25 protein-coding genes are annotated in these 24,030 nt (G+C 64.6%); 10 read left to right on the forward strand and 15 right to left on the reverse strand.

Annotated features, from left to right (window positions below; all coding sequences use genetic code 11):
- Positions 1 to 26 precede the first annotated feature (26 nt).
- The 9 genes from ybaL to B4F07_RS05455 all read right to left on the reverse strand — a co-directional run bounded on the left by ybaL (position 27) and on the right by B4F07_RS05455 (position 8,581).
- Positions 27 to 1,670: a YbaL family putative K(+) efflux transporter gene (gene ybaL, locus B4F07_RS05415; RefSeq protein WP_293700385.1), complete on the reverse strand. Its 1,644-nt coding sequence runs from the start codon at positions 1,668 to 1,670 to the stop codon at positions 27 to 29.
- A 68-nt stretch (positions 1,671 to 1,738) separates the two neighbouring features.
- Positions 1,739 to 2,794, reverse strand: coding sequence for an ACR3 family arsenite efflux transporter (gene arsB / locus B4F07_RS05420; protein ID WP_293700387.1), 1,056 nt, complete (start codon positions 2,792 to 2,794; stop codon positions 1,739 to 1,741).
- A gap of 1 nt (position 2,795) precedes the next feature.
- Positions 2,796 to 3,305, reverse strand: coding sequence for an arsenate reductase ArsC (locus B4F07_RS05425; RefSeq protein WP_293700389.1), 510 nt, complete (start codon positions 3,303 to 3,305; stop codon positions 2,796 to 2,798).
- Between the two features lies 1 nt (position 3,306).
- On the reverse strand, positions 3,307 to 3,786 hold the full coding sequence (locus B4F07_RS05430; protein ID WP_293700391.1) for an ArsI/CadI family heavy metal resistance metalloenzyme: 480 nt from the start codon (positions 3,784 to 3,786) through the stop codon (positions 3,307 to 3,309).
- Positions 3,783 to 4,127, reverse strand: a complete 345-nt coding sequence (locus tag B4F07_RS05435; RefSeq protein ID WP_293700393.1) for an ArsR/SmtB family transcription factor — start codon at positions 4,125 to 4,127, stop codon at positions 3,783 to 3,785. The genes B4F07_RS05430 and B4F07_RS05435 overlap by 4 nt, the downstream gene beginning before the upstream one ends.
- Before the next feature lie 215 nt (positions 4,128 to 4,342).
- Entirely contained in the window at positions 4,343 to 6,157 is a 1,815-nt protein-coding gene (locus B4F07_RS05440) for an ABCB family ABC transporter ATP-binding protein/permease (RefSeq protein WP_293700395.1), read from the reverse strand.
- A 580-nt stretch (positions 6,158 to 6,737) separates the two neighbouring features.
- Positions 6,738 to 7,316 carry an LptA/OstA family protein gene (locus tag B4F07_RS05445; protein ID WP_293700397.1) on the reverse strand — a complete coding sequence of 193 codons (579 nt, stop codon included), beginning with the start codon at positions 7,314 to 7,316 and terminating at the stop codon, positions 6,738 to 6,740.
- On the reverse strand, positions 7,313 to 7,951 hold the full coding sequence (gene lptC / locus B4F07_RS05450) for an LPS export ABC transporter periplasmic protein LptC (protein WP_293700399.1): 639 nt from the start codon (positions 7,949 to 7,951) through the stop codon (positions 7,313 to 7,315). Before lptC ends, B4F07_RS05445 begins: the two co-directional genes overlap by 4 nt.
- Before the next feature lie 12 nt (positions 7,952 to 7,963).
- The gene (locus B4F07_RS05455) at positions 7,964 to 8,581 is read right to left on the reverse strand and encodes a ribonuclease D (protein ID WP_293700401.1); all 618 of its coding nucleotides are present in this window, start codon (positions 8,579 to 8,581) and stop codon (positions 7,964 to 7,966) included.
- Between the two features lie 262 nt (positions 8,582 to 8,843).
- Between B4F07_RS05455 and B4F07_RS05460 the strand changes: the two genes are divergently transcribed.
- Entirely contained in the window at positions 8,844 to 9,647 is an 804-nt protein-coding gene (locus B4F07_RS05460) for a cold-shock protein (protein WP_293700403.1), read from the forward strand.
- 99 nt (positions 9,648 to 9,746) lie between these two features.
- Complete coding sequence (locus tag B4F07_RS05465; RefSeq protein WP_293700405.1) at positions 9,747 to 10,088, forward strand: hypothetical protein; 342 nt, start codon at positions 9,747 to 9,749, stop codon at positions 10,086 to 10,088.
- A 180-nt stretch (positions 10,089 to 10,268) separates the two neighbouring features.
- On the opposite strand, the gene B4F07_RS05470 is transcribed toward B4F07_RS05465, so the two are convergent.
- The 4 genes from B4F07_RS05470 to B4F07_RS05485 form a co-directional block, all read right to left on the reverse strand.
- Positions 10,269 to 10,724 carry a Dps family protein gene (locus B4F07_RS05470; protein WP_293700407.1) on the reverse strand — a complete coding sequence of 152 codons (456 nt, stop codon included), beginning with the start codon at positions 10,722 to 10,724 and terminating at the stop codon, positions 10,269 to 10,271.
- 115 nt (positions 10,725 to 10,839) lie between these two features.
- On the reverse strand, positions 10,840 to 11,397 hold the full coding sequence (locus B4F07_RS05475) for a hypothetical protein (RefSeq protein ID WP_293704592.1): 558 nt from the start codon (positions 11,395 to 11,397) through the stop codon (positions 10,840 to 10,842).
- A 44-nt stretch (positions 11,398 to 11,441) separates the two neighbouring features.
- Complete coding sequence (locus B4F07_RS05480) at positions 11,442 to 11,771, reverse strand: hypothetical protein (protein WP_293700410.1); 330 nt, start codon at positions 11,769 to 11,771, stop codon at positions 11,442 to 11,444.
- A 63-nt stretch (positions 11,772 to 11,834) separates the two neighbouring features.
- Entirely contained in the window at positions 11,835 to 12,479 is a 645-nt protein-coding gene (locus B4F07_RS05485; protein ID WP_293700412.1) for a GGDEF domain-containing protein, read from the reverse strand.
- A 308-nt stretch (positions 12,480 to 12,787) separates the two neighbouring features.
- Between B4F07_RS05485 and purE the strand changes: the two genes are divergently transcribed.
- The 8 genes from purE (at position 12,788) to B4F07_RS05525 (ending at position 21,297) form a co-directional block, all read left to right on the forward strand.
- Entirely contained in the window at positions 12,788 to 13,285 is a 498-nt protein-coding gene (purE, locus tag B4F07_RS05490) for a 5-(carboxyamino)imidazole ribonucleotide mutase (protein ID WP_293700943.1), read from the forward strand.
- Entirely contained in the window at positions 13,285 to 14,364 is a 1,080-nt protein-coding gene (locus tag B4F07_RS05495) for a 5-(carboxyamino)imidazole ribonucleotide synthase (RefSeq protein ID WP_293700944.1), read from the forward strand. The genes purE and B4F07_RS05495 overlap by 1 nt, the downstream gene beginning before the upstream one ends.
- Entirely contained in the window at positions 14,361 to 14,849 is a 489-nt protein-coding gene (locus B4F07_RS05500) for a dihydrofolate reductase (RefSeq protein WP_293700413.1), read from the forward strand. Before B4F07_RS05495 ends, B4F07_RS05500 begins: the two co-directional genes overlap by 4 nt.
- Positions 14,850 to 14,853: 4 nt before the next feature.
- Positions 14,854 to 16,035, forward strand: coding sequence for a dipeptidase (locus B4F07_RS05505; RefSeq protein WP_293700415.1), 1,182 nt, complete (start codon positions 14,854 to 14,856; stop codon positions 16,033 to 16,035).
- Positions 16,032 to 16,958 carry a bifunctional riboflavin kinase/FAD synthetase gene (locus B4F07_RS05510; protein WP_293700417.1) on the forward strand — a complete coding sequence of 309 codons (927 nt, stop codon included), beginning with the start codon at positions 16,032 to 16,034 and terminating at the stop codon, positions 16,956 to 16,958. Before B4F07_RS05505 ends, B4F07_RS05510 begins: the two co-directional genes overlap by 4 nt.
- A gap of 233 nt (positions 16,959 to 17,191) precedes the next feature.
- Positions 17,192 to 20,335: an isoleucine--tRNA ligase gene (locus B4F07_RS05515; RefSeq protein ID WP_293700419.1), complete on the forward strand. Its 3,144-nt coding sequence runs from the start codon at positions 17,192 to 17,194 to the stop codon at positions 20,333 to 20,335.
- Positions 20,332 to 20,853 (forward strand): signal peptidase II, encoded by a 522-nt coding sequence (gene lspA / locus B4F07_RS05520; protein ID WP_293700421.1) that lies wholly within the window; start codon positions 20,332 to 20,334, stop codon positions 20,851 to 20,853. The genes B4F07_RS05515 and lspA overlap by 4 nt, the downstream gene beginning before the upstream one ends.
- A 24-nt stretch (positions 20,854 to 20,877) precedes the next feature.
- Entirely contained in the window at positions 20,878 to 21,297 is a 420-nt protein-coding gene (locus tag B4F07_RS05525) for a DUF3035 domain-containing protein (protein WP_293700423.1), read from the forward strand.
- Between the two features lie 58 nt (positions 21,298 to 21,355).
- Here the strand turns inward: B4F07_RS05525 and B4F07_RS05530 are convergent, their stop codons facing one another.
- Positions 21,356 to 22,024, reverse strand: a complete 669-nt coding sequence (locus B4F07_RS05530; protein WP_293700424.1) for a hypothetical protein — start codon at positions 22,022 to 22,024, stop codon at positions 21,356 to 21,358.
- A gap of 31 nt (positions 22,025 to 22,055) precedes the next feature.
- The gene (gene dxs / locus B4F07_RS05535) at positions 22,056 to 23,984 is read right to left on the reverse strand and encodes a 1-deoxy-D-xylulose-5-phosphate synthase (RefSeq protein ID WP_293700425.1); all 1,929 of its coding nucleotides are present in this window, start codon (positions 23,982 to 23,984) and stop codon (positions 22,056 to 22,058) included.
- Positions 23,985 to 24,030 lie beyond the last annotated feature (46 nt).

The following is a 24,030-nucleotide window of genomic DNA, read 5'->3' on the forward strand; positions in this document are numbered from 1 at the left end:
GCAATCTTTGCCACGATGGCAAAGGTTTAGGGGGCTATCGTCAGCATCGCCCGCTCCGCCATCCGCGATGCCGTCTCGCGTTCGGCCATCACGACATGGTCGGCGCCGCGCCGCACCAGATCGTCGACTTCTTCGTCCGAATGCGCGCGCGCCACAATCACCAGCTTGGGATTGATCGCCCGCGCCCGCCGCACGATTGCTCCCGCCTCGACCCCCTCGGAAATCGCGATCAGCAGCGTCGATGCCTCTTCCAGTCCGGCTTGACGCAGAACGCTTTCCTTGGTCGCATCGCCGACGATCACCGTCGCACCCGTCGCACGCGCCGCGGCGGCCATATCCTTCTGATCCTCGATCACCGTCAGCCCCTCGCCGCGTCCGCAGATCAGCGTCCCGATATGGCTACCGACGCGGCCATAGCCGATCAGCACCACGCCCGCGTTGCACAACGCAGCGGATTCCTCGCTCGCCATATCGACCGGTTCGGGCGCCGCGTCGGCACGGATGCGCCGTACCGCCAGCGTGAACAGGATCGGGTTGACCAGGATCGACAGCAGCGCCCCCGCCAAAATCAGGTCACGCCCGGTTTCGGGCAACACCCCCAGCCCGACCCCCAGCCCCGCAAGGATGAACGAAAATTCGCCGATTTGCGCCAGGCTGACCGACACCGTCAGCGCAGTTTGCGACGTGTGGCCGAAGGCGCGAACCAGCGCAAAGGCGGCGAGCGATTTGCCGACGACGATGATCGCCACCGTCGCCAGCACCGGTCCCGGTTGTTCGACCAGCACATTGGGGTCGAACAACATGCCCACCGACACGAAAAACAGCACCGCAAACGCATCGCGCAGCGGCAAAGTCTCTTCGGCGGCGCGGCGGCTGAGCTGCGTTTCGCCGAGGATCATCCCGGCGAAGAACGCCCCGAGCGCGAACGACACATCGAAAATCACCGCCGCGCCGAACGCCACCCCCAGCGCGATCGCCAGCACCGCGAGCCGGAACAGCTCGCGCGACCCGGTGTGCGCGACCCAGTGCAACACCCACGGCAACACCCGCCGCGCGATCACGAACATGAAGGCGACAAAACCGACGACCTTGACCAGGACGATCGCCGCCGACTGGACCAGCCCCGCACTGCCACCCTCATCGCCGCGATCGCCGAACATCGCGGGCAGCAGCACGAGCGCGAGCACCATCACCAGATCCTCGACGATCAGCCAGCCGACCGCGATTCGCCCCTTTTCGGTCTCGACCATATCGCGCGCCTGCAAGGCACGTAGCAGCACGACCGTACTCGCGACCGACAGGGCGAGGCCGAACACGGCGCTGCCCTCGATCGACCAGCCGAGCCACAGCCCGAGCATGATCCCCAGCGCCCACGCCACCGCAATCTGCGCGATCGCCCCCGGCACCGCGATCTTGCGCACCGACAGCAGGTCTTTCAGCGAAAAATGCAGCCCCACCCCGAACATCAGCAGGATGACGCCAATCTCGGCCAGCTGCATCGCCAGCCCGGTGTCGGCGACAAAGCCCGGCGTAAACGGTCCGACCAGCACCCCCGCGAGCAGATAGCCCGCAATCGGCGAAATCCGCAGCCGGTGCGCGAGCGCCCCCATCAGAAACGCGACGCCAAGCCCGGCAACGATGGTGCCGATCAGGGTGGTGTCATGCGGCATGAGATTATGCCTAGGGGGCGGGGGCGCGGCGGGTCAACCCAACCCAATCGATTTGGTAGCGAAAAGCCTCAGTTTTCGCGCGGCACGCTGGCCGGGAACCAACGCCGCCCGAACCAGAAGGCCAGATTGACGAGCAGGATCAGCACCGGCACTTCGACCAGCGGGCCGATCACCGCGGCAAAGGCGACCGGCGATGCCAGCCCGAACGCCGCGATCGCAACCGCAATCGCCAGCTCGAAATTATTGCCCGCCGCGGTAAAGGCGACCGCGGTGGTGCGCGGATAGTCGGCGGCGATCCATTTCCCCATCGCGAAGCTGATTACGAATTGCAGGACGAAATAGATCGTCAGCGGCACCGCGATGCGCAGCGCGTCAACTGGCAGGGTCAGGATCTCGCCGCCCTTCAGGCTGAACATCGCCGCAATAGTGAACAACAGCGCGACCAGCGTGATCGGCGCGATACGCGGCAGGAAACGCGTCTCGTACCAATCCTCGCCTTTCGCGCGCACCAGCAGGGTGCGGGTCAGGAACCCGGCGAGGAACGGAATGCCCAGATAGATCAGCACCGCCTCGGCAATCATCCAGGTGTCGATCGCGATCAGCTGCCCCTCCAGCCCCAGCAACGGCGGCAGGAAGGTCAGGAAAAACCACGCATAGGCGCTGAAAAACAGGATCTGGAACAGCGAATTGAACGCGACCAGCGCTGCGACATATTGATTGTCACCCTTTGCCAGCTGGTTCCACACCAGCACCATCGCGATGCAGCGCGCGAGGCCGATCAGGATGACCCCCGTCATATAGGCGGGCTCGTCGCGCAGGAAGATCACCGCGAGCACGAACATCAGCACCGGCCCGATCAGCCAGTTCTGGACCAGCGACAGCATCAGCACGCGCCGATCCTCGAACACCTGTGGCAGCGCGGCGTAGCGCACCCGCGCCAATGGCGGGTACATCATCAGGATCAGCCCGATCGCGATCGGCAGGTTGGTGGTCCCGACGCTCATCGCGTCGATCCGCGCTGGCAGCGATGGAAACAGAGTCCCCAACGCGACGCCCAGCGCCATCGCGAGGAAAATCCACAGCGTCAGAAAGCGGTCGAGAAAGCCGAGGCGGCTGCGTTGCATGTCAGGCGGCCCCTTCCATCGCGCCGATGGCGTTCAGCGCGTCGCGCCGTTCTGCCGGGGTCATGGTTTCGAGCGGCAGCGTCAGCATTGCACGCACGCGCATGTCGAGCAGGCGGTATGTTTCGGCAAAGGCGGCATCGACCGCCGCGTCGTCGCCTGCGACATCGGCGGGATCGGGTAGCCCCCAATGCGCGCGCACCGGCGCGCCGATGAACAGCGGGCACGCCTCGCCCGCCGCATTGCCGCACACGGTGATCGCAATGTCGATGCGCGGCGCATCGGGCGCGGCAAATTCATCCCAGCTTTTCGAGCGGAAGGCCGAAATGTCATAGCCTTCGCGCGCCAGCAGGCGGAGCGCGCCGGGGTGCGGCACGCCTTTCGGCTGGCTGCCCGCGCTGAACGCGCACACCCGGCCCGCGCCCTCGCGCGCGATCAGTGCCTCACCCAAAATGCTGCGCGCCGAATTGCCGGTGCACAGCACCAAAATGTTCAGCCCCCCGGTGCCGGTCATGTCAGCAGCAGCCGACCTTGACCGGGGCCGCTTGCGGCATCGCGGGAACGCAGCACGCGCCCTCGGCGGCATTGTCCGACGCCAGCGGCGCAAAATCGGGGCTGTCGCCATAGACCGTCGATTCGCCGTTGGTCAGAAACGCTTCCCACACCACGCCATCGGGATCGGCGATCCAGCTCTTTTCGGATTTGGCGTAGCAACAGGTCGTCGCGCCTTCCTCCAGCACCGGCGCCCCGGCGTCTTTCAGCCGCCCGTAAACCGCCGCCAGTTCGGCTTCATCCTCGACCTGCAAGCCGACATGCTCGATCCCGCGCTGCGCACCCTCGCGCACCGAAATCGCGAAATTGATCCGCGGATCGTCGAGCATCCATTTGGCATAATCGGGCTTGGTCACGCTCGGCGCAGTGCCAAACAGCCCCGAGTAAAAGGCGATCGACTTGTCGAGGTCGCTGACCCCGACGTGCATGTGAAAACGGCTCATGCGGCAGTCCTTTCATTCTTGTCGTTGGTGTCACAGGGGGCAGCGGGGGCGCAAATCGCACCGCCGCAACAATTTTCCATCAGAAAGCCGAGCAGCGCGGTCATTGCGCCATAGTCGGCAGAATAGATCAGCGACCGCCCGTCGCGGCGCTGCGCGATCAGTCCGGCGTTGGTCAACTGCGCGAGGTGAAAGCTGAGCGACGACGCGGGTACCCCCAGCGCCTCGGCAATCGCGCCCGCGGCAAGCCCCTCCGGCCCGGCCTGCACCAGCAACCGGAACAACGCCAGCCGATGCTCCTGCGCCAGCGCGCCCAGCGCGCGAACAACCGTGTCCGACTCCATCGCCACCTCCGTGATTCGATGATTGTCGAAATATGGAAATTAGAAGGAGGCGTCAACAGATATTTCGATAATGTTCGAAATGATCGAGTGGCAATGACGCCAACTCCGTCATTGCGAGCGAAGCGAAGCAATCTCCAGCTATCGACCTTCGCTGGCCCCGATAGCTGGAGATTGCTTCGTCGCGATGCTCTTCGCAATGACGGACAGGGTCGGCCCTAAACCGTCCCCTCTTCCTTCTCCGCTTGCTGCCGCGCCCACATATCGGCGTAGAGCCCGCGCATCGCGAGCAGTTGGTCGTGCGTCCCCGTCTCGGCCACCCGGCCATGATCGAGTACGATGATCCGGTCGGCACCCGTCACCGTCGACAGCCGGTGCGCGATCACCAGCGTTGTCCGCCTTTCGGCAATCCGCTCCAGCGTGTCCTGAATCGCCGCCTCGGTGCGGCTGTCGAGTGCGCTGGTCGCTTCGTCCAAAATCAGCACCGGCGGGTTTTTGAGCAAGGTGCGCGCAATCGCGACGCGCTGTTTTTCGCCGCCCGACAGCTTCAGCCCGCGCTCGCCGACTTCGGTGTCATAGCCCTGCGGCAGGATCGCGATGAAGCCGTCGATCGCCGCACCCTCGGCCGCCGCCGCAACCTCGGCAGCGCCTGCGCCTTCGCGGCCATAGGCGATATTGTAGCCGATGCTGTCGTTGAACAGCACCGTGTCCTGCGGGACGATGCCGATCGCGCCGCGCAGGCTGGCCTGCGTCACCGCGGCAATATCCTGATCATCGATCGTGATCCGGCCGCCCTGCGGGTCGTAGAAACGGAACAGCAGTCGCGCGATCGTCGACTTGCCCGCCCCTGACGGCCCGACGATCGCCAGCGTCTCGCCCGCGCCCACGGCAAAGCTCACCCCGTTCAGGATCGTCCGGTCGGGCTCGTAACCGAAGACGACATTATCGAACGCCACGGCGCCGCCATTCACTATCAGTGGCGGCGCATCGGGGGCATCGCTGATCTCGGGCGGGGTGTCGATCAGGCGGAACATCGCCTCCATGTCGATCAGCCCCTGGCGGATGACGCGGTACACCATGCCGAGCATGTCGAGCGGGCGGAACAGCTGCGCCAGCAGCGTGTTCACCAGCACCACGTCGCCGACCTTATATTCGCCCGTCGACCAGCCCCACACGGTGTAAGCCATCGCCCCCGCCAGTGCGGCGTTGGTAATCAGGCTCTGCCCGATGTTGAGCCACGCCAGGCTGTTCTCGCTCTTGACCGCCGCGCGTGCATAACGATCGGCGACGTCGCGATAGCGCGCTTCCTCGCGCGCCTCGGCGCCGAAATACTTCACCGTCTCGTAATTGAGCAGGCTGTCCACACTGCGCCCGATGGTCAGCGTGTCGAGGTCGTTCATCTGGGTGCGCAGCGCGTTGCGCCAGTCGGTCACCTTGCGGGTGAAGATGATATAGACGACGACCATCAGCGCGGTCGCGCTGGCGAGGCCGAAGCTGAACTTGGTCCAGAAGATGATCAGCACGGCGAGCAATTCGATGATCGTCGGCGCGATGTTGAACAGCAGGAAATAGAGCATCGTGTCGATGCTCTTGGTCCCGCGCTCGATCACCTTGGTCACCTCGCCGGTGCGCCGCGCGAGGTGGAAGCGCAGGCTCAGCGCATGAAGGTGGCTGAAGGTCGCGATCGCCAGCTCGCGCGTCGCATCCTGCCCGACGCGTTCGAACACGACGTTGCGGAGGTTATCGAACAACACCCCGGCAAAGCGCGCTCCGGCATAAGCGAGGACGAGGCCGATCGCGAGCGCGACGCCTTCCTCCATCCCTGGCACCATCGCGTCGATCGCGGCGCCATAAAGGAAACCCATCGACAGCTGAACGCCCTTCGACGCCACCACGATCAGCCCGGCGCCGACGATCCGAACCTTGTGCCCCCTGTGCCCCGCGGGCCACAGATAGGGCAGGAAACGCCTCAGCGTATCGAGAACGGGGGGTTCCTTGGCCGCGTCGGCGGAAGTGAGCGTATCGGGCGGCATGCGCGCACCATGTAGGGGGGCGGCGGTGGAACGCCAAGCGGGCTTAACGATGACGGGGCGGCTTATGCCCTCATGCGCGGCGCCGATTTGATCTCAGGCAAAGGCGCGAAGGCGCAAAGAAGTACGAAAAAGGGGACTTACACAAAGATACAAAGGGGTTGCACTGGCTCGGCTGGCGTCCGCCCGTCGCCGCAGGCGACAATCAGAATGCGCTTCGCGCGGCCCTAAGGCGGCGCCCGTGTCGCGCGCCGCCGTCTTTGTGTCTTTGTGTGAGAATATCTCTTTTTTCTTCGCGCCTTTGCGCCTTTGCGTGAGATATTCTTTTCTAACGCCGCTCACCCGGGTTCACATGCCGCATGATGCGCTCGATCAGCCGCCGTTCTTCAGACGTCGGGGTCGGGATGATTGCCGCGGGTGGCTCCTGGCGACGGCCAAACAAAGGGCGACGTGGCGGAACGAGGGGGGAGAAGCGCATGGGGGCGTGCTTTCGCTACGCGGTGTCGCCCCCCGGCACCGCACTGGTTCTGGTCCCTGCGCCCATGGTGAAGGCACATGGTTGCAGAACGGTATAAAGCGCTGGTTACTGCTTTCTTTCCGGTACCGTGAAGGTGCCGGTGACACGCCCGCCAGTGCCGCCCGAAATCGGATTGCCGTCGGGACCGCGCGCTGCGCCCCGCCCATCGACCGTCGCGCGGCCGCTGTTGAGGTCGATCACCAACCGCCCGCCGCGCAGATTATTGCCGCGCTGGCGCAGTTCGACATTGCCGACCATCGTGATCAGGCGCCGGTCGAGGTCATAAATGGCGACATTGCCCGACGCGCGCTCGTCCCCCTTGGTCACCACGACGCCACCGGTCGCGTCGATCCGGTTAACGTCGGTACCGCCGCTGCGGGTGTATGCCGCCGTCAATCGTGCTGCGGTCAGCGTCAAACCCGCCTGATCCACCCGGACGTTGCCGGAAAAAATGGCGCGATCAGCACGATCCTGTACCTCAAAGCGATCGGCTCCGAACGTGACGGGCGCGTTGCTGTTGTGATTGGCAAGCGCTTGCGCCTGCGCGACGTCGCCGCCGGTACCGGTCGACAACAGAGCCAAGCTGGTGAGCGAAAAGCCTGCACCGGCCAAAACCACGCTTTTCATCAATGATAGCCGGTTCATTTGATCACTCCCTGATTGATCCGCAACCGCGCATTTCCTTCCAGCCGAACGATCCGCTGGTCGAGATCGGCCGATAAGCGGTTGGCCGAAAACGTGCCGATGTTCAACGCCCCATCGACCCCGCCCTGTCCGGTCAACGTTCGCGTCTTGAGATCGATGGAAACATTACGGGCATCGATGCGATATCCGTTCGCACCCCTGACCTGCACCAATCCCGGCACCGCTACCTTTTCGGTCTCCATATTATAGGCGCTATCCCTCGCCACGATCGTCGCCGGACCATCGTCAAGGCGGATCGCCCCCGACAGGTCGGTCATCCGCACAATCGGTTCGGCCGAGCTTTTCTGCACCGCGCTGCCCGCGAGCAGGGCAAAGGGCTGGCCCTTGGCATCCTGCCCGCGATATTCGGCGCGGGTCACCTTCATCCGCTCGCTCGCCATATCGACCTTGTCCTTGGCGAGCAGGAAGCTGATTTCCGAACGCTGGGTGAAGGGCGAAAAGACCAGCACCGCGGCAACGATCCCGATCACAAGCGGCAGGCCAAAGCGCAAGATGCGCACCACCCGGTCGTGGCTCGACCCGCTCGTCGCCCACAGGCGGCGCATCGTGCGGTCAAGATCGGCGCGTTCGGACATGCGAATCGGCCTTTAGGTGTGCGCGAAAATATCGACCTCGGGCCATCCGGCCAGGTCGAGCGCGGCGCGCGTCGGCAGGAAATCGAAGCAGGCCTGGGCCAGTTCGCTGCGCCCCTCGCGCGCCAGCCGCATATCGAGAATGTCCTTCATCGCATGCAGAAAGCGCACGTCGCTGGCTGCATAATCGCGCTGAGCTTCGCTGAGCTCGGCGGCGCCCCAATCGCTCGACTGCTGCTGTTTCGACACTTCCTGCCCCAGCAATTCGCGCACCAGTTCCTTCAGCCCGTGACGGTCGGTGTAAGTGCGGATCAGTTTCGAGGCGATCTTGGTGCAATAGACGGGCGCGGTGACGACGCCCAGCGCCTGTTGCAGCGCCGCGATGTCGAACCGCGCGAAATGAAACAATTTCAACCGGTTAGGATCGGTCAATATGGCCTTGAGTACCGGCGCGTCGTAGCTGCTGCCGGGTGCAAAACGCACCAGATGCTCGTCGCCCGACCCGTCGCTGATCTGCACCAGGCACAATCGGTCGCGCAGCGGGTTCAGCCCCATGGTTTCGGTATCGACGGCGACGGCGCCCGGACCCAGCGCGCCCGCCGGCAGATCTTCTTCGTGGAAATATACGGTCATCCGCTCGCCTTAGGCGAAGCGGCCTTGCCGCTCAATGACTGGTTTTTGCCGCCACGGCCAGCGCGGGATAACCGCGAGAAAAAGTCTGCGACAGACCGCGTCGCGCTTTTGAATTTTCCGTTCGCAGATGACATCTGTTTAAGCTATATATTTCGTCGTTAGCGGCATGGGGCGAGTCTGTGCCCGTGGTGAAGTGCGTCCCCGTCCGACGCAAGGCGCCGATCGAATGGGGTATGGACGAACCGAAAGCGACTATTAGACAATGAGTTTCAACAAGGATCGCCGCGGCCAGCGGGGGCGCGGCAAGCGCGATGATTTCGGCAATTTCGACAGCTTCGAACCTGCACCTTATGGCGGCGACAGCTATGGCGGCGGTAACCGCGGTGGCGGTTTCGGCGACCGCCCCGGTGGCGGCTTTGGTGGCGGTGATCGTCCCGGCGGCGGCTTCGGCGGTGGTGATCGCGGCGGCTTTGGCGGCGGTGATCGCGGCGGCGGTGGCGGCTTCGGCGGCGGACGTGGCGGCGGGATGCCGGCGCAGGTCGTTGGCGAAGGCAATGGCACGGTGAAATTCTTCAACGCGGCGAAAGGCTTTGGCTTTGTCGCGCGCGACGATGGCGGCGAAGATGTGTTCGTTCACATCAGCGCGGTCGAACAGGCGGGGCTGGTCGGGCTCGCTTCGGGCCAGCCGCTCGGCTTCACTCTCGTCGAACGCAATGGCAAGGTGTCAGCCATCGATCTGAAGATCGAGGGCGAACCGATGCCGATCGAAGACAGCGGCCCGCGCCGCGACGATCGGGGCGCTCCCGGCGCAGCCCCCGGCGGTGCGCGCGGTCGGCGCCAGCTGACCGGCGAACGCACCTCGGGCACGGTCAAATTTTTCAACACGACCAAGGGCTTCGGCTTTATCGCGCGTGACGACGGACAGGCCGACGCTTTTGTCCACATCAGCGCGGTGCAGCGCGCCGGGATGACCGGCCTCGACGAAGGCGACCGCGTCGCGTTCGACATCGAGGTCGACGACCGCGGCAAATTCGCCGCGGTAAACATCCAGCCGCATCAGGACTGATCAGCAGGATCAACCGAACACACGAAAAGGGCGGCTTTCGGGCCGCCCTTTTTGTTTGGCGATCGGCGCGCGCCAATCTTCGACAATTCAGGTAGCAGCATGGCCCGCAAACATTCGAAGCATGATCCTTATGGCGACCGGCATCGCGAAGAAGACGCTCCGGCGATCGCGGTGCCGCCGTGCTGGCTGTGCGGTAGGCCCACGGGCAAGACGATTGTCTGGCATCATCCCATCCCCAAAAGCCGGGGCGGGCGCGACGTCGTGCCGATGCACCCCATTTGCCAGCAAACTTTGATCGCCAACTTCACCAATTCGGAACTGCAACGCCACGGAATGGATGTCGATGGCCTGCTGGCCAACCCCAATGTGCGCAAATTTGTCGACTGGGTGGCGAAAAAGGATCCCGATTTCACCGCGACCACGGCGAAGAAACAGCGCTGATCAGGCGGAATGATCGGAAAACATAAAGGGCGGCCATCGGACCGCGCTCTTTGTTTGCATGGCAAGGATGAAGGTCGCGATTGACACACCCTCGCCCCCGCGGCCACTGTCGGTTTACACCGCCTTCATGGAATAAGGCGGCTCGGGGCCCCCGCTAGGGCGGGAGCGATTTCGGTCGCCTCAATATCCCAGCGTCGCTTCCAGAAACCAGATTCGCTGCTGCGTTTCATCGGCCCAGCTATCGACCAGCCCGCTCGTCGCGATGTCGCCATCGGCCTCGGCGGCGGCCTTCACCTCTTTCAGTTGGCCTAGCAAAGTCTTGTTATCGTCGGCCAGCGCTCGGATCATCGCCTCGGCATCCGTCCCGGCCGTATCGTCGTCGCGGATCGACGCGCGCCGACCGACGTCACCGATCGATTGCAGCGTCCGCGCGCCATTTTTGCGCACCCGTTCCGCAATCAGGTCGGTGGTCGCGAAAATCTGCGTTGCCTGTTCGTCGAACAGCAGGTGCAGCTCGCGAAAGCGCGGCCCCTGGACATGCCAGTGATAGTTTTTGGTCTTCAAATAGAGCGTGAAACTGTCGGCGAGCAGCGCGTTGAGTGCATCGGCGACGGCGGGCTGGTTTTTCTGGGACATGGGAAATATCCTTTCTATTTGGTCCCCATATAGCGCGTCGCGACAATCTTTGCGCGTGAAAGCTGTCGGTCGCTGTCATCGACAAAAGCGATGATGATGCGCAAATTCGAAAGATCTATGCGATCAATCCGAACGCCCCCAAGGCGGTGACGATGCCCCACATCGTCAAAATCGCTGCGCTGGCCCAGCGCAGCACATGCGCCGCGCGCCGTTCGGCAAGTTCCGCTCCGAATGCCAGAAACGGCAGTAGCGCCAGTGTCCAGCCGACTAGCGCGCCCGCGGCGGCCCATTGTCCCGCCCCGCTGGTCGCGGCGAGCGCGCCGATCAGGAAATGGCTGCGGTCGCCGAACTGCGCGATCAGCATCCGTCCCGCGAGCATCGTCGGCGTCGCGGTCAATATCTTGTCATCGAAGAGCGAGGGCCGCCCGCGCCACAACAATGCCCCGGCCGCCGACAGCATCGCCAGCGCCACGAGCAGCGCCGCGACGCCCTGCCCGATCATCCGGTTGGCGACCGCCCCTGCGGTTGCGGCGATGATCGCATTGAGGAGGAAGGCGCCAAAGGCGATGCCGACGACGACCCGCCGATCCGGCCGCGCGCTCAGCAGCCGCGACAGCAATATCCCGCTGCGCCCGTCGGCATTGGCGAGCAGCACCGCGACCAGTGCAAGCATGATTGCATCCATGGAAACCCGTCTGAATTGTCAGCCGAGACCCGTCAATGACCAAGCCGCATCGCAACCGATGCCAGCCACGCTTCGTGGGTGGCGGCGGGCAGCGGCCCGCGCGGTACGCTCGCAGCGTCGCTCATCGCATCGAGATAGGTCAGGATCGCAGCGCGATAGCCACCACCCGCGACCGCCGATTCGAGCCGGCTCGCCAGCGTCTCGACCGCGGCAAAACCATTGTCGCGCGCCAGACAGCGGATGTCGTCGATGCTCTGGACGATTTGCGTCAGCGCACAATGCGGCAGCGCTTCGGCCAGCGCGCCGATCTGGCCGGTGATCCGGTCCTGAATGTCATGATATGGGTCGGCTTGGGTACGCATCACTCACCCCCTGTCCTGTGGAGACGATGCGCTCTTTTGGTTAACAGGCGATTAGCGCCGATATCAGCGGTGCCCGGGGGCTGAGCCCTGCCCCTGTTTGTTACGGTACATATCACGATCCGCGGCGGCCAAAATGTCCGATTCGGTCATGCCCGACTGGAGCATCGCAATCCCGAAACAGGCCGACAGCGCGATCTGGTGTCCGTCATAGTCCGCTGGTGCCGCCGTCAGCACATCGCCGAGCCGCGCGATCTGGGCGCGCGCGCCTTCTTCGCTCGACTGATCGAGGATCAGCCCGAACTCGTCGCCGCCGATGCGCGCCGCCACGTCAGTCGCGCGGATCGATTCGGCAAGCCGCTTGGCGATTTCCATCAAGGCGAAGTCGCCCGCGGCATGGCCAAAACTGTCGTTGATCAATTTCAGCTGGTTGACGTCGACGAATACGACCGCCGCCCGTTCGGCATGACGCTCGAACCGCGCCATCCGGTGGTGGATGGCGGTCAGGAAATAGCGGCGGTTGAACAGCGGGGTCAGCGTGTCGCGTTCGGATACGCGTTCGAGCTCGGCAACCGCGATCTTCAAGACGCGGTTCTCGCGGCGCAGCGCGTCGCGTTCCCGGCGGATGTCCCGCAGCTGGTCTTCGATGGAGTCAACGGCGACGGAGCCGAACTGGTCGACTGCGATCCGTGCCCCCCCTACGCTATCCATTCAACGTCCCCGCAAGCGAACCCTTATCATCGGCCCGGTGCCGACGGATATTGCGGGGCGACCCTAGCCGCGACTTGATACCAATCGGTAAACGCCAAGGTAGTGAACCTCAATTACCCGTTGGGAGTGCCAAAACGGGGTAGATCAGCTTTGTGCCGATCGCTGCCGCGGACGGCGGCCCCGAACGAAATCTTGTTGCGTCCCGATCGGACCACGGGCGACGTTGCCCGCGCGCGGTGCAGTCGCTAGGGGAGGGTGCGGCGGCGATTCACCCGGTGAACCGCGGCCGCTTTGTGGAGGGTTGGGTGATGGGCGACAGCGCGCCGCAGGTCGGTGTTATCATGGGCAGCCAGTCGGACTGGCCGACGATGGCCCATGCGGTCCAGATCCTCGAACAATTCAGTATTCCCCACGAAGTACAGATCGTGTCGGCGCACCGCACCCCAGACCGCTTGGTCGCTTATGCCAAAAGTGCGGCCGAGCGCGGGCTGCAAGCGATCATCGCCGGGGCGGGCGGCGCCGCGCATCTGCCCGGCATGGTCGCATCGATGACGCGCGTGCCGGTACTCGGCGTGCCGGTGCAGTCGGCCGCGCTCAGCGGCGTCGACAGCCTCTATTCGATCGTCCAGATGCCCGGCGGCATTCCGGTGGCGACCTTTGCAATCGGCAAAGCGGGCGCGACCAACGCGGGCCTGTTCGCCGCCGCGCTGCTGGCAAACCACGACACCGATCTGGCGCAAAAACTCGACGCGTGGCGCACCGAACAGACCAATAGCGTCGCCCCGCACCCGGTACGCGAGGGCTGATCGCTTTGCTGGCACCGGGTTCGACGATCGGCATTCTCGGCGGCGGCCAGCTCGGCCGCATGCTTGGCGTCGCCGCGGCGCAGCTCGGTTTCAAGGTCCACAGCTACGCCCCCGAGCGGGAGAGTGTAGCGGCGCAGGTCGCGGCGCATCATGTCCAGGCGGCGTGGGACGACGAACCGCGCCTCGCCGCGTTTGCCGCGGCGTGCGACGCGGTGACGATCGAGTTCGAAAATGTCCCGGTCGACACGGTGCGCTTCCTGTCGGGGCATGTCGCGGTGCGCCCGGGTGCACAGGCGCTGGAGATCGCGCAGGACCGGCTGGTCGAAAAGCGGTTTGTTGCGGGACACGGCGGCCGCCCCGCGCCCTTCGCGGCCGTTCCCGACCGCGCCGCGCTCGACTCCGCGCTTGTCGAAATCGGCGCCCCCGCGATCCTGAAAACGCTGCGCATGGGTTATGATGGAAAGGGGCAGGCGCGACTCATCGCCGCCGCCGACGCCGACAGTGCATGGGACGCGATCGACCGTCATGCGGCGATCCTCGAAGGCTTCGTCACCTTCGCGCACGAATTTTCGGTCATTCTGGTGCGCGGCATCGACGGCGAGACGCGCTTCTGGGACAGCAGCGTCAATGTCCACAAGGACGGCATCCTCGCCACCTCGACGCTGCCGCCGCCACCGATCATCCGCGACCAGCAGGACGAAGCCCGCGCGCTGATGGCGCGCATCGCCGACGATCTCGACTATGTCGGCGTCCTCACCGGCGAATTTTTCGCCACCGACGATGGCCCGATTTTCAACGAGATGGCACCGCGCGTCCACAACAGCGGCCACTGGACGATCGAGGGGGCGGTGACCAGCCAGTTCGAAAACCACATCCGCGCCGTCGCCGGGCTGCCGCTCGGCAGCACCGCGACCACCGCGCTCCCCGTCACGATGCGCAACCTGATCGGCGCCGATATCGCCACGGTGCCTGCGCTCCTCGCCGACGGCGCGTGCCACGTCCATCATTATGGCAAGACCGAAGTGCGCGCCGGCCGCAAGCTCGGCCACGCGACCTGGGTCGGAACCGCCCCCGCATGAACCATCCCGAAATCACCCTGATCCTCGCGCGCGCCGCCAATGGCGTCATCGGCGCAAATGGCAAGATGCCCTGGCACCTGCCCGCGGATCTCCGCCGTTTCAAACAGCTGACGATGGGGCGCCCGATGATCATGGGGCGCAAGACCTTCGACAGCCTGCCCGCGGTGCTCGAAGGCCGCCGCCACATCGTCCTCACCCGCGACCCCGTCTGGCAGGACGAAGGCGCCGAACCCGTCGCAAGCATCGAGGAAGCGCTGAAACTGGCGAATGCCCCGCATGTGATGGTGATTGGCGGTGCCGAAATCTACGCGCTGTTCCTGCCCCTCGCCGACCGCATCGAGCTGACCGAAGTCGCCCTTGAGCCGAAAGGCGACGCAGTGATCGCCTATCCCGACACGGGGTGGCGCGAAGTTGCGCGCGAAGATCATCCCGCCGACGACGCCGGACGCCCCGCCTACAGCTTCGTCACGCTGACAAGGATTTAGCCCCATGCGCCGCTGGCTGATCGCCCTTCTTCTCGTCATCGCCCTCGCCGCGCTCGCCTTCTTCGCGCTGGCTCCCGGCATCATCGAGCGCGGCACCAACCAGATCGATGGCAAGCCGCTTCCAGCGGTCAGCGAACGCGCCAAGGCGCTCCACAAAACGCTGACCATCGTCGACCTGCACAGCGACACCTTGCTCTGGAAACGCGACATCCTCGACCGCGCGACACGCGGCCATATGGACCTGCCGCGGCTCGAGGACGGCAATGTCGCGCTGCAAATCCTCGCGAGCACGACCAAGTCGCCCAAGGGACAGAATTACGACGCCAACAGCGGCGACACCGACAATATCACCAGTTTGGTGATCGCGCAGCTCCAGCCGGTGCGGACGTGGAATTCGCTGCTCGAACGCTCGCTGTGGCACGCCGAAAAGCTGCACCGCGCCGTCGCTGCGTCGGACGGCAAGCTGCGCGCGGTCGCGACTGCCGCCGATCTCGACGCGCTGCTTACAGAGCGCAAGGGCAAGCCGCTAACCACCGGCGCGCTGCTCAGCATCGAAGGCCTGCATCCGCTCGAAGGCCAACTCGCGAACCTCGACAAACTCTACGCCGCGGGCTTCCGCATGGCGGGGCTCACCCATTTCTTCGACAATGATCTCGCCGGATCGATGCACGGCCTGAAAAAGGGCGGGCTAACGCAGTTCGGACGACAGGTCGTCACCGCGATGGAAGCGAAGGGCATGATCGTCGACATGGCGCATTGCTCGAACGCCTGCGTCGCCGACATCCTGAAAATGGCGCGCCGCCCTGTCGTCTCCAGCCATGGCGGCGTACAGGCGACGTGCAAGGTCAACCGCAACCTGTCCGACGCGCAAATCCGCGGCGTCGCGGCGACCGGCGGCCTTGTCGGCATCGGCTATTGGGACGCCGCGATCTGCGACACCTCGCCCGCGAGCATCGCGAAGGCGATGAAGCATGTCCGCGACCTTGTCGGCATCCAGCATGTCGCGCTTGGCAGCGATTATGACGGCGCCACCACGGTGCGCTTCGATACGTCGAAACTGGCGCAGGTGACGCAGGCGCTGATCGACGCGGGCTTCAGCGACGACGAAATCCGCGCCGCGATGGGCGGCAATGCAGTCCGCGTGCTCAGGGCGGGACTGGTTCGGCTGACGCCGCCCGCGCCATGATCCGCCTCGACGGCCACGCCCGCATCGAAGCGCCCTTGCGCGGCGGAGTCATCGCGCTCGGCAATTTCGACGGCTTCCACGCCGGGCATCAGGCAGTCGTCGGTCGCGCGGTGCGCCATGCGCGCGACGAACGCCGCCCCGCGATCGTCGCGACTTTCGACCCGCATCCGGTGCGCTTTTTCAAGCCCGACGTCCCAGCCTTCCGCCTCACGACGCTCGACCAGCGGCAGGAACTGTTCGCCGCCGCGGGTGCCGACGCAATGCTCGTCCTGCCCTTCGACGCCGCGCTCGCGGGGACGACGGCGGAGGATTTCATCACCGAAATGCTCCTCGATCGCTACGGCGCCGCCGGGGTCGTCACCGGCAGCGACTTTGTGTTCGGCAAGGGCCGCGGCGGCGATGTCGTGACGCTGGCCGACCACGCCCGCCGCCTTGGCTTCTTCACCGAAATGGTCGCCCCGGTCGAGGACGATGCGGTGATCTCGTCGAGCCGCATCCGCGAGGCGTTGCAGGCAGGCGACTGCGCCACCGCCGCGCGCCTGCTCACCCGCCCCTTCACCGTGCGCGGGCGCGTCGAGCATGGCGACAAGAACGGGCGTTTGCTGGGCTTTCCGACCGCCAATATCGACATGGGCACTTACCTGCGCCCGCGGTACGGCATCTATGCGGTCACCGGAAAGCTGCGCGACGGTCGCGAGCTGAAAGGCGCCGCCAACCTGGGCATCCGCCCGAGCTTCGTGCCCCCAAAGGAATTGCTCGAACCGCATTTCTTCGACCTCGCCGAGGATCTGTACGGGCAGGAGATCGACGTCGCCTTCCACGCCTTCATCCGGCCCGAGGCGAAGTACGACAGCATGGACGCGCTGATGGCGCAGATCGCCAGGGATTGCGATGCGGCAAAGGCGCTGCTCGCCGCCATCTAAAATAATTCGCGCGGACAGCGCAGAGGATACGGGTTCACGCGGAGACGCGGAGGCGCGGAGAAGAATGATCGGCGGCTTTGCCGTCTTTGTCTCCCTTCCTCTGCGCTCGCTGCAATCTCTGCGCGAATCTCCTCTCTCTTTTCCTCCGCGTCTCCGCGCCTCCGCGTGAACCCATTACTGCGTGGACCCATAAGCTTTGCGCCCACGCGAAACTGCGCTAAGCGCCGCGCACCATGACTGACACGCCCGCACCCGCCGAACAGCGCGATTACCGCGACACCGTCTTCCTGCCCAAGACCGACTTTCCGATGAAGGCCGGCCTGCCGCAGAAGGAGCCGCTGATTCTGGCCAAATGGATCGAGGGCAATCTCGAGGGGCAGATCCGCGCCGCGCGCGCCGGCCGCGACCAGTTCATCCTTCACGACGGCCCGCCCTACGCCAATGGCGACATGCACATCGGCCACGCGCTCAACCATATCCTGAAGGACATGGTCGTCCGTACCCAGACGCTGAAGGGCAAGGATGCGCCTTACGTCCCCGGCTGGGACTGCCACGGCCTGCCGATCGAGTGGAAGGTCGAGGAGCAGTATCGCAAGAAGAAGCTCAACAAGGACGAGGTTCCGGTCGAGGAATTCCGCGCCGAATGCCGCGCCTATGCGCAGCATTGGGTCGACACCCAGCGCGAACAGCTGAAGCGCCTCGGCATCGGCGGCGACTGGGACCATCCGTACCTCACGATGGATTATGAGGCCGAAGCCACCATCGTCCGCGAACTGCTCAAATTCGCCGCCAACGACATGCTCTATCGCGGCGCCAAGCCGGTGATGTGGTCGCCGGTCGAAAAGACCGCGCTCGCCGAGGCCGAGATCGAATATGAGGATATCGTCTCGACGCAGATCGATGTGGCGTTCGAGATCACGGACTCGCCGATCGAAGAGTTGAAGGGCGCTTACGCTGTCATCTGGACGACCACGCCGTGGACGATCCCGGTCAATCAGGCGATCGCCTATGGTCCAGACGTGGACTACATTCTGTTCACGCTTTTCGCGGAACCCAATGGCGGCGCCGAAGAAAGTTCGATCGCTGACGGACGGATGGGCGAACTGGGTATCCCCATCGGTGCTAAACTCTTGGTTGCCGCTCCGCTTTTTGAATCGTTCGTGGGCCGCCTTAAACGGATCGCCGATCAGGCTGATTGGTCGGATATCGCCAGCGACACGCCAGATTTGCTTGCCTTGTTTGGCATCAAGGAAATCAAAGGCTCAGACCTCGCCGGCACCATCGCCCGCCACCCGATGCACGCGCTCGGCGGCTTCTTCGCGCGCCCGCGCCCCTTCCTCGCGGGCGATTTCGTCACCACCGACAGCGGCACCGGCCTCGTCCATATGGCGCCCGACCATGGCGAGGACGATTTCGACCTGTGCAAGGCGAACGGGCTCGACCCCGTGTTCGCGGTCGAGGGCGACGGCAAATATCGCGCGGACTGGGGCTGGCTCGCCGGTCAGGGCTCGGTGATCAACCCCAAGTTCAACGCCCCCGACGGCCCGATCTGCACCGATCTCCGCGAAAGCGGCGGGCTGCTCGCGGCCTCGGCCGACTACAAGCACAGCTATCCGCACAGCTGGCGCTCGAAGGCGAAGGTCATCTATCGCTGCACCCCGCAATGGTTCGTGCCGATGGACAAGGTGATGACACATATCGAGCCGAAGGCGCCGCGCGAGCAGCGCTGGGAATCCGAAGGCGGCGCGATCAACCCCGCCGAGGAGGATCTCTGCGCCGCGCCAACGCTGCGGCAGGCCGCGATGCACGCGATCGACCGCACCCGCTTCGTCCCCGAAAAGGGCCGCAACCGCATCGGGTCGATGGTCAAGGACCGCCCTGACTGGGTGCTGTCGCGCCAGCGCGCCTGGGGCGTGCCGATCACGCTCTTCGTCGACCGCAAGACCGGCCAGTACCTCAACGATCCCGTAGTCAACGACCGCATCGTCGCGGCGGTGAAGGCCGGCGGCGTCGACGCATGGAGCGACGCGCGCGCGCAGGAATATCTGGGCGATCAATATGATGCCGCCGATTACGAACGCATCGTCGACATCCTCGACGTCTGGTTCGATTCGGGCTGCACCCACGCCTTCGTGCTCGAGAGCGGTAGGTGGCCGGCGCTCGTCCGCCACGACGGCGGCACCCACAGCGCCGATCTCTATCTGGAAGGCAGCGACCAGCATCGCGGCTGGTTCCAGTCGTCCTTGCTCGAAAGCTGCGGCACGCGCGGACAGGCGCCGTACAAGGCGGTGCTGACCCACGGCTTCACGATGGATTCCAAGGGCTTCAAAATGTCGAAGTCGCTCGGCAACACGATCAGCCCGATCGACCTGATGCGTGACTATGGCGCCGACATCCTGCGCCTGTGGGCGCTGTCGGTCGACTTCACCGAAGACCACCGCATCGGCAAGGAAATTCTCACCGGCGTCGCCGACCAGTATCGCAAGCTGCGCAACACCTTCCGCTATCTGCTCGGCGCGCTGGAAGGCTTCACCGACGCGGAGAAGATCGACGACGTCGCGGCGATGCCCGAGCTCGAGCGCTATATGCTCTCGCTGCTCGCCGACCTCGACGCCAAGCTGGCGCACGCGGTCGATGATTTCGACTTCAACAGCTACACGCGCCTGCTCGCCGATTTCTGCAACGAAGACCTGTCGGCCTTCTATTTCGATATCCGCAAGGACAGCCTCTACTGCGACATCGGCCCCGCCGCCCCGCTCGGCACCGACAAACGCCGCGCGTACCGCACCGTGCTCGACACGCTGTTCCACGCGCTGGTGCGCTACGCCGCGCCAGTGCTGGTGTTCACGAGCGAAGAGGTGTGGGGGACGCGCTATCCCGAAGCAGGTTCGGTCCACCTCCTCGAATGGCCCAACCTTCCGACGCTCCCCAACCTTCGTCATCCCCGCGAAAGCGGGGACCCAGAGCCTGCGTCAGCTGACCCCACCCTGGGTTCCCGCGTGCGCGGGAATGACGAGTTGGTTGAACGCTGGACTGAACTTCGAATGATTCGACGGCTAGCTTTTGCAAGCCTTGAGGAATCACGGACGGCGAAGCAGATCAGATCGAGCCTAGAAGCGGAATTGATGATCGAAGCCATGCTCGAGAAACACGCTGAAACGCTGGCCTTATTCTCACCAGAAGATCTCGCTGAATTGTTCATCGTAGCGTCGGTTCAGGTTCTGAATAACGTGCAGCCGATGGTCGGTACAGCTATCGGGTCGTCGGTAACCCCCACCACCGACCACAAATGCGGCCGCTGCTGGCGCCACCTCCCCGAAGTTACCGAGGACGGCAACTTGTGCAATCGCTGCGAAACAGTATTGAACCCCGCATGACAAGCTCTCGTTCGCCGCACCTGCGTTTCGGCCTGTTGATCGCCGCTTTCGCCTTCCTGCTCGATCAGGTGACCAAATGGGTGATCATCACCCCGCTGTCGCTCGAAGCAAAGCGGGTGATCGAGATCGTCGATATCTTCAACCTGACCTGGGCCGAAAACTGCGGCATTTCGCTGTCGATGTTCGCCAATTGCACCGACACGACGCGCTGGACGCTGGTCGCGGTCACCGCGCTGGTCGCGGGCGCGGTCGGCATCTGGATGACGCGCGAACAGGCAAAGGGCGACGTGATTGCGCTCGCGATGATCCTGGGCGGCGCGCTCGGCAATATCGTCGATCGGGTGCGCTACGGCTATGTCGTCGATTTCGCCGATCTGCATTTCGGCGATTTCCGCCCCTTCATGATCTTTAACGTCGCCGATGCGTGCATCACGCTGGGGGTGCTTTTGCTGGTTGCGCGCGCGCTGCTCTTCGGCGAAAAGGCCTCCGACACGGACGCCAAGTCGTCCGCGACGTAAACGGGGCGCATAGGAGTTATTACAGTGAACCGGACCACCGCCATCCTGGCCGCCTCGATTCTGGCCACAACCCTGTCGGCCTGCGGGTCGAACAATCTGTTCAGCCGCGACCGGCCCGATGAATTTGCGGTGTCGCGTCAGGCACCGCTCGTCGTGCCGCCCGATTTCTCGCTCGCCCCGCCGGCCCCCGGCACTGCGCGCCCTGGCGGCGAATCGACCGCGGAACAGACGCTGCGCGCGCTGTTCGGCGGCCCCTCGGCCCGCAGCCCCAATGAAGCCGCGGTGATCAGCAGCGCCGACGGCGCCCGCGCCGACCCCGGCATCCGCAGCCAGGTCGGCAGCCCCGACACCCAGGTCGTCGACAAGGGCCTGGTCGTTCGCGACATCCTGGCCGCCCCCGAAGGCGACGGCCGCGACGCGCAGGCGGCGATTCCGACGGGCTGAACCCGGCGAACATCACCGACTGGAAAGGCCCGGCATGTCCGGGCCTTTTTCATGGCGGCTAACGAAAAATCTGCGACACGACCGTAAACAACACCAGCGCCTCGGCCATCGCGCGCGACGCATGGCCCGCGGCGCGCCAATAGCCGGTGCGCAAATGGTGCGCGAACCACAAGATCTGCAACGTGCCGAACCACAGCAGCGCAAAGACGAGCAGCGCGAAACCGGCCAGCTCCCACTCGATCTGCCCCATCCGCATCAGGATCGACGCGGCGCTGACCATCATCGCGAAGGGCGCGGTGACATAACATTGGCTGTAAAAGGGCGGCTTCAGCGGTCCGCGGTCGAGCTTCACATGCCGCGCGCGTACCATCCGCGCCGCCATGATCAGCGGAAAGATGCTGAAAAACGCGACGCGAACGAGGATCAGGCTGCTATCGTCGCTGACAAAGGCGCTCAGCCCGGTTTTGCTGGTGACCAGCTGATCCTGTCCGACCAGCGACAGTTCGGCGGCATGCGTCAGCGCGATGGTCAGCAGCAGGAACAAGGGCGGCGACAGCGTATCGCTATATTGCCGCGCCGCCGGATCGCCGAGTTCGGTGTCGGCATAATCCATCATCTTCAGCGGCTGTGTCAGCGCGCGCCATAGAGTGACCGGATAAAAGATCAGCCACGACATGATCTCATAGAGCAGCTCGTCGAGCGACTGGATGAGTTTCAGGAAATCCATTGGCGCCTGCCCCCGCTGCCAGCGATCCAGACTAAGCCCGCGCGCCCGCTTCCTCGACCCCCGCGCTGTTGTGGCGCAGCGCTTTCAGGACGCAATCGACGATCTGCGGCGCGTTCAGCCCCGCGGCATCATATTGCAGTTCGGGCTTGTCCTGATCCTGGAACACATCGGGCAGGCGCAGCGTGCGCAGTTTCAGCCCCGCGTCGATCAGCCCCTCGTCGCTCGCCAGCGTCAGCACATGCGCGCCGAGCCCGCCGACGCTGCCTTCCTCGACCGTCACGCACACTTCGTGGCTCGCCAGCGTCTTGCGGATCAGTTCTTCGTCGAGCGGCTTGGCGAAACGCAAATCGATGACGCTCGTCGACAGCCCGCGTGCTTCCAGCGTGTCAGCGGCTTTCAACGCCTCGGCCAATCGCGTGCCGAGCGAGAAGATCGCCACCGTCTTGCCGCTGCGCACGACGCGACCCTTGCCGATCTCCAGCTTCACCGGAACCTCGGGCAACGCGACGCCGGTGCCATTGCCGCGCGGATAACGGAAGGCGATCGGGCCATCATCATATTCCGCGGCGGTGTAGGTCATATGGACCAGCTCGGCCTCATCGGCCGCCGCCATCACCACCATATTGGGCAGCGTCGCCAGATAGGTGACGTCGAACGAGCCAGCATGGGTCGATCCGTCGGCGCCGACCAGCCCGGCGCGGTCGATCGCGAAACGCACCGGCAGGTTCTGGATCGCCACATCATGGACGACCTGATCGTAAGCGCGCTGGAGGAAGGTCGAGTAAATCGCGCAGAACGGCCGCATCCCCTGCGCCGCCAGCCCCGCCGCGAACGTGACCGCATGTTGTTCGGCGATGCCGACGTCAAAGCTGCGCGTCGGATGCGCATTGGCGAATTTGTCCACCCCGGTCCCCGACGGCATCGCCGCGGTGATCGCGACGATGCGCGGATCGCTGTCGGCCAGCTTCGCCAGCGTTTCGCCGAAGACATTCTGGTACGCGGGCGGACCCGGCGGCGCCTTCGCCTGTACGCCGGTGATGACGTCGAATTTCTGGACGCCATGATATTTGTCGGCGGCGGCCTCGGCGGGGCCATAGCCCTTGCCCTTCACCGTGACGGCATGGATCAGCACCGGGCCATGATCGCTGTCGCGGACATTTTCCAGGATCGGGATCAGATGGTCCAGATTGTGCCCGTCGATCGGCCCGACATAATAAAAGCCCAGCTCTTCGAACAATGTCCCGCCCATCGCCATGCCGCGCGCATATTCGTCGGTCTTTTTCGCCGCCTTGTGCAGCGGTTCGGGCAATTTGCGCGCAAAGCGCCGGGCGATTTCGCGCAGCTCCAGGAACGGCCGCGACGACACCAGCTTGGCGAGATACGCCGACAGCCCGCCGACCGGCGGCGCGATCGACATGTCATTGTCGTTGAGGATGACGATCAGCCGGTTGCCCGCCTGCTGGGCGTTGTTCATCGCCTCATAGGCCATGCCCGCCGACATCGAACCGTCGCCGATCACCGCGATCGCGCGGCCCGGCTGGTCCTTCAGCTTGTTGGCGATCGCAAAGCCCAAGGCGGCGCTGATCGAGGTCGAGCTGTGCGCCGCCCCGAACGGGTCATATTCGCTCTCGCTGCGCTTGGTGAACCCCGACAGGCCGCCGCCGGTGCGCAAGGTACGAATGCGATCGCGGCGCCCGGTGATGATCTTGTGCGGATAGCATTGATGCCCGACGTCCCACACGATCTTGTCGCGCGGCGTGTCGAACACATAATGGAGCGCGGTGGTCAGCTCGACGACCCCCAACCCCGATCCCAGATGCCCGCCGGTCGTCCCGACGGCGGAAATCATCTCGGCGCGCAGCTCGTCGGCGAACTGGCGGAGGTCTTCGGGCTTCAGCTTGCGGAGGTCGGCGGGGACATCCACCGTGTCGAGCAGCGGCGTTGACGGACGATCGGTCATCGCACGGTCATAATGGTAACCGCCGATACTGTCGAATGAAAAGGGG

Origin of the sequence: Sphingopyxis sp. UBA6723 (assembly GCF_002454115.1) — a bacterium.
In the GTDB taxonomy this organism is placed as follows: Bacteria; Pseudomonadota; Alphaproteobacteria; order Sphingomonadales; family Sphingomonadaceae; genus Sphingopyxis.

What these genes read in the sequence shown, in the direction of transcription:
- ybaL (WP_293700385.1), bottom strand. Translation starts at nt 1,670, where the DNA reads ATGCCGCATGACACCACCCTGATCGGCACCATCGTTGCCGGGCTTGGC.
- arsB (WP_293700387.1), bottom strand. Translation starts at nt 2,794, where the DNA reads ATGCAACGCAGCCGCCTCGGCTTTCTCGACCGCTTTCTGACGCTGTGG.
- B4F07_RS05425 (WP_293700389.1), bottom strand. Translation starts at nt 3,305, where the DNA reads ATGACCGGCACCGGGGGGCTGAACATTTTGGTGCTGTGCACCGGCAAT.
- B4F07_RS05430 (WP_293700391.1), bottom strand. Translation starts at nt 3,786, where the DNA reads ATGAGCCGTTTTCACATGCACGTCGGGGTCAGCGACCTCGACAAGTCG.
- B4F07_RS05435 (WP_293700393.1), bottom strand. Translation starts at nt 4,127, where the DNA reads ATGGAGTCGGACACGGTTGTTCGCGCGCTGGGCGCGCTGGCGCAGGAG.
- B4F07_RS05440 (WP_293700395.1), bottom strand. Translation starts at nt 6,157, where the DNA reads ATGCCGCCCGATACGCTCACTTCCGCCGACGCGGCCAAGGAACCCCCC.
- B4F07_RS05445 (WP_293700397.1), bottom strand. Translation starts at nt 7,316, where the DNA reads ATGAACCGGCTATCATTGATGAAAAGCGTGGTTTTGGCCGGTGCAGGC.
- lptC (WP_293700399.1), bottom strand. Translation starts at nt 7,951, where the DNA reads ATGTCCGAACGCGCCGATCTTGACCGCACGATGCGCCGCCTGTGGGCG.
- B4F07_RS05455 (WP_293700401.1), bottom strand. Translation starts at nt 8,581, where the DNA reads ATGACCGTATATTTCCACGAAGAAGATCTGCCGGCGGGCGCGCTGGGT.
- B4F07_RS05460 (WP_293700403.1), top strand. Translation starts at nt 8,844, where the DNA reads ATGAGTTTCAACAAGGATCGCCGCGGCCAGCGGGGGCGCGGCAAGCGC.
- B4F07_RS05465 (WP_293700405.1), top strand. Translation starts at nt 9,747, where the DNA reads ATGGCCCGCAAACATTCGAAGCATGATCCTTATGGCGACCGGCATCGC.
- B4F07_RS05470 (WP_293700407.1), bottom strand. Translation starts at nt 10,724, where the DNA reads ATGTCCCAGAAAAACCAGCCCGCCGTCGCCGATGCACTCAACGCGCTG.
- B4F07_RS05475 (WP_293704592.1), bottom strand. Translation starts at nt 11,397, where the DNA reads ATGCTTGCACTGGTCGCGGTGCTGCTCGCCAATGCCGACGGGCGCAGC.
- B4F07_RS05480 (WP_293700410.1), bottom strand. Translation starts at nt 11,771, where the DNA reads ATGCGTACCCAAGCCGACCCATATCATGACATTCAGGACCGGATCACC.
- B4F07_RS05485 (WP_293700412.1), bottom strand. Translation starts at nt 12,479, where the DNA reads ATGGATAGCGTAGGGGGGGCACGGATCGCAGTCGACCAGTTCGGCTCC.
- purE (WP_293700943.1), top strand. Translation starts at nt 12,788, where the DNA reads ATGGGCGACAGCGCGCCGCAGGTCGGTGTTATCATGGGCAGCCAGTCG.
- B4F07_RS05500 (WP_293700413.1), top strand. Translation starts at nt 14,361, where the DNA reads ATGAACCATCCCGAAATCACCCTGATCCTCGCGCGCGCCGCCAATGGC.
- B4F07_RS05505 (WP_293700415.1), top strand. Translation starts at nt 14,854, where the DNA reads ATGCGCCGCTGGCTGATCGCCCTTCTTCTCGTCATCGCCCTCGCCGCG.
- B4F07_RS05510 (WP_293700417.1), top strand. Translation starts at nt 16,032, where the DNA reads ATGATCCGCCTCGACGGCCACGCCCGCATCGAAGCGCCCTTGCGCGGC.
- B4F07_RS05515 (WP_293700419.1), top strand. Translation starts at nt 17,192, where the DNA reads ATGACTGACACGCCCGCACCCGCCGAACAGCGCGATTACCGCGACACC.
- lspA (WP_293700421.1), top strand. Translation starts at nt 20,332, where the DNA reads ATGACAAGCTCTCGTTCGCCGCACCTGCGTTTCGGCCTGTTGATCGCC.
- B4F07_RS05530 (WP_293700424.1), bottom strand. Translation starts at nt 22,024, where the DNA reads ATGGATTTCCTGAAACTCATCCAGTCGCTCGACGAGCTGCTCTATGAG.
- dxs (WP_293700425.1), bottom strand. Translation starts at nt 23,984, where the DNA reads ATGACCGATCGTCCGTCAACGCCGCTGCTCGACACGGTGGATGTCCCC.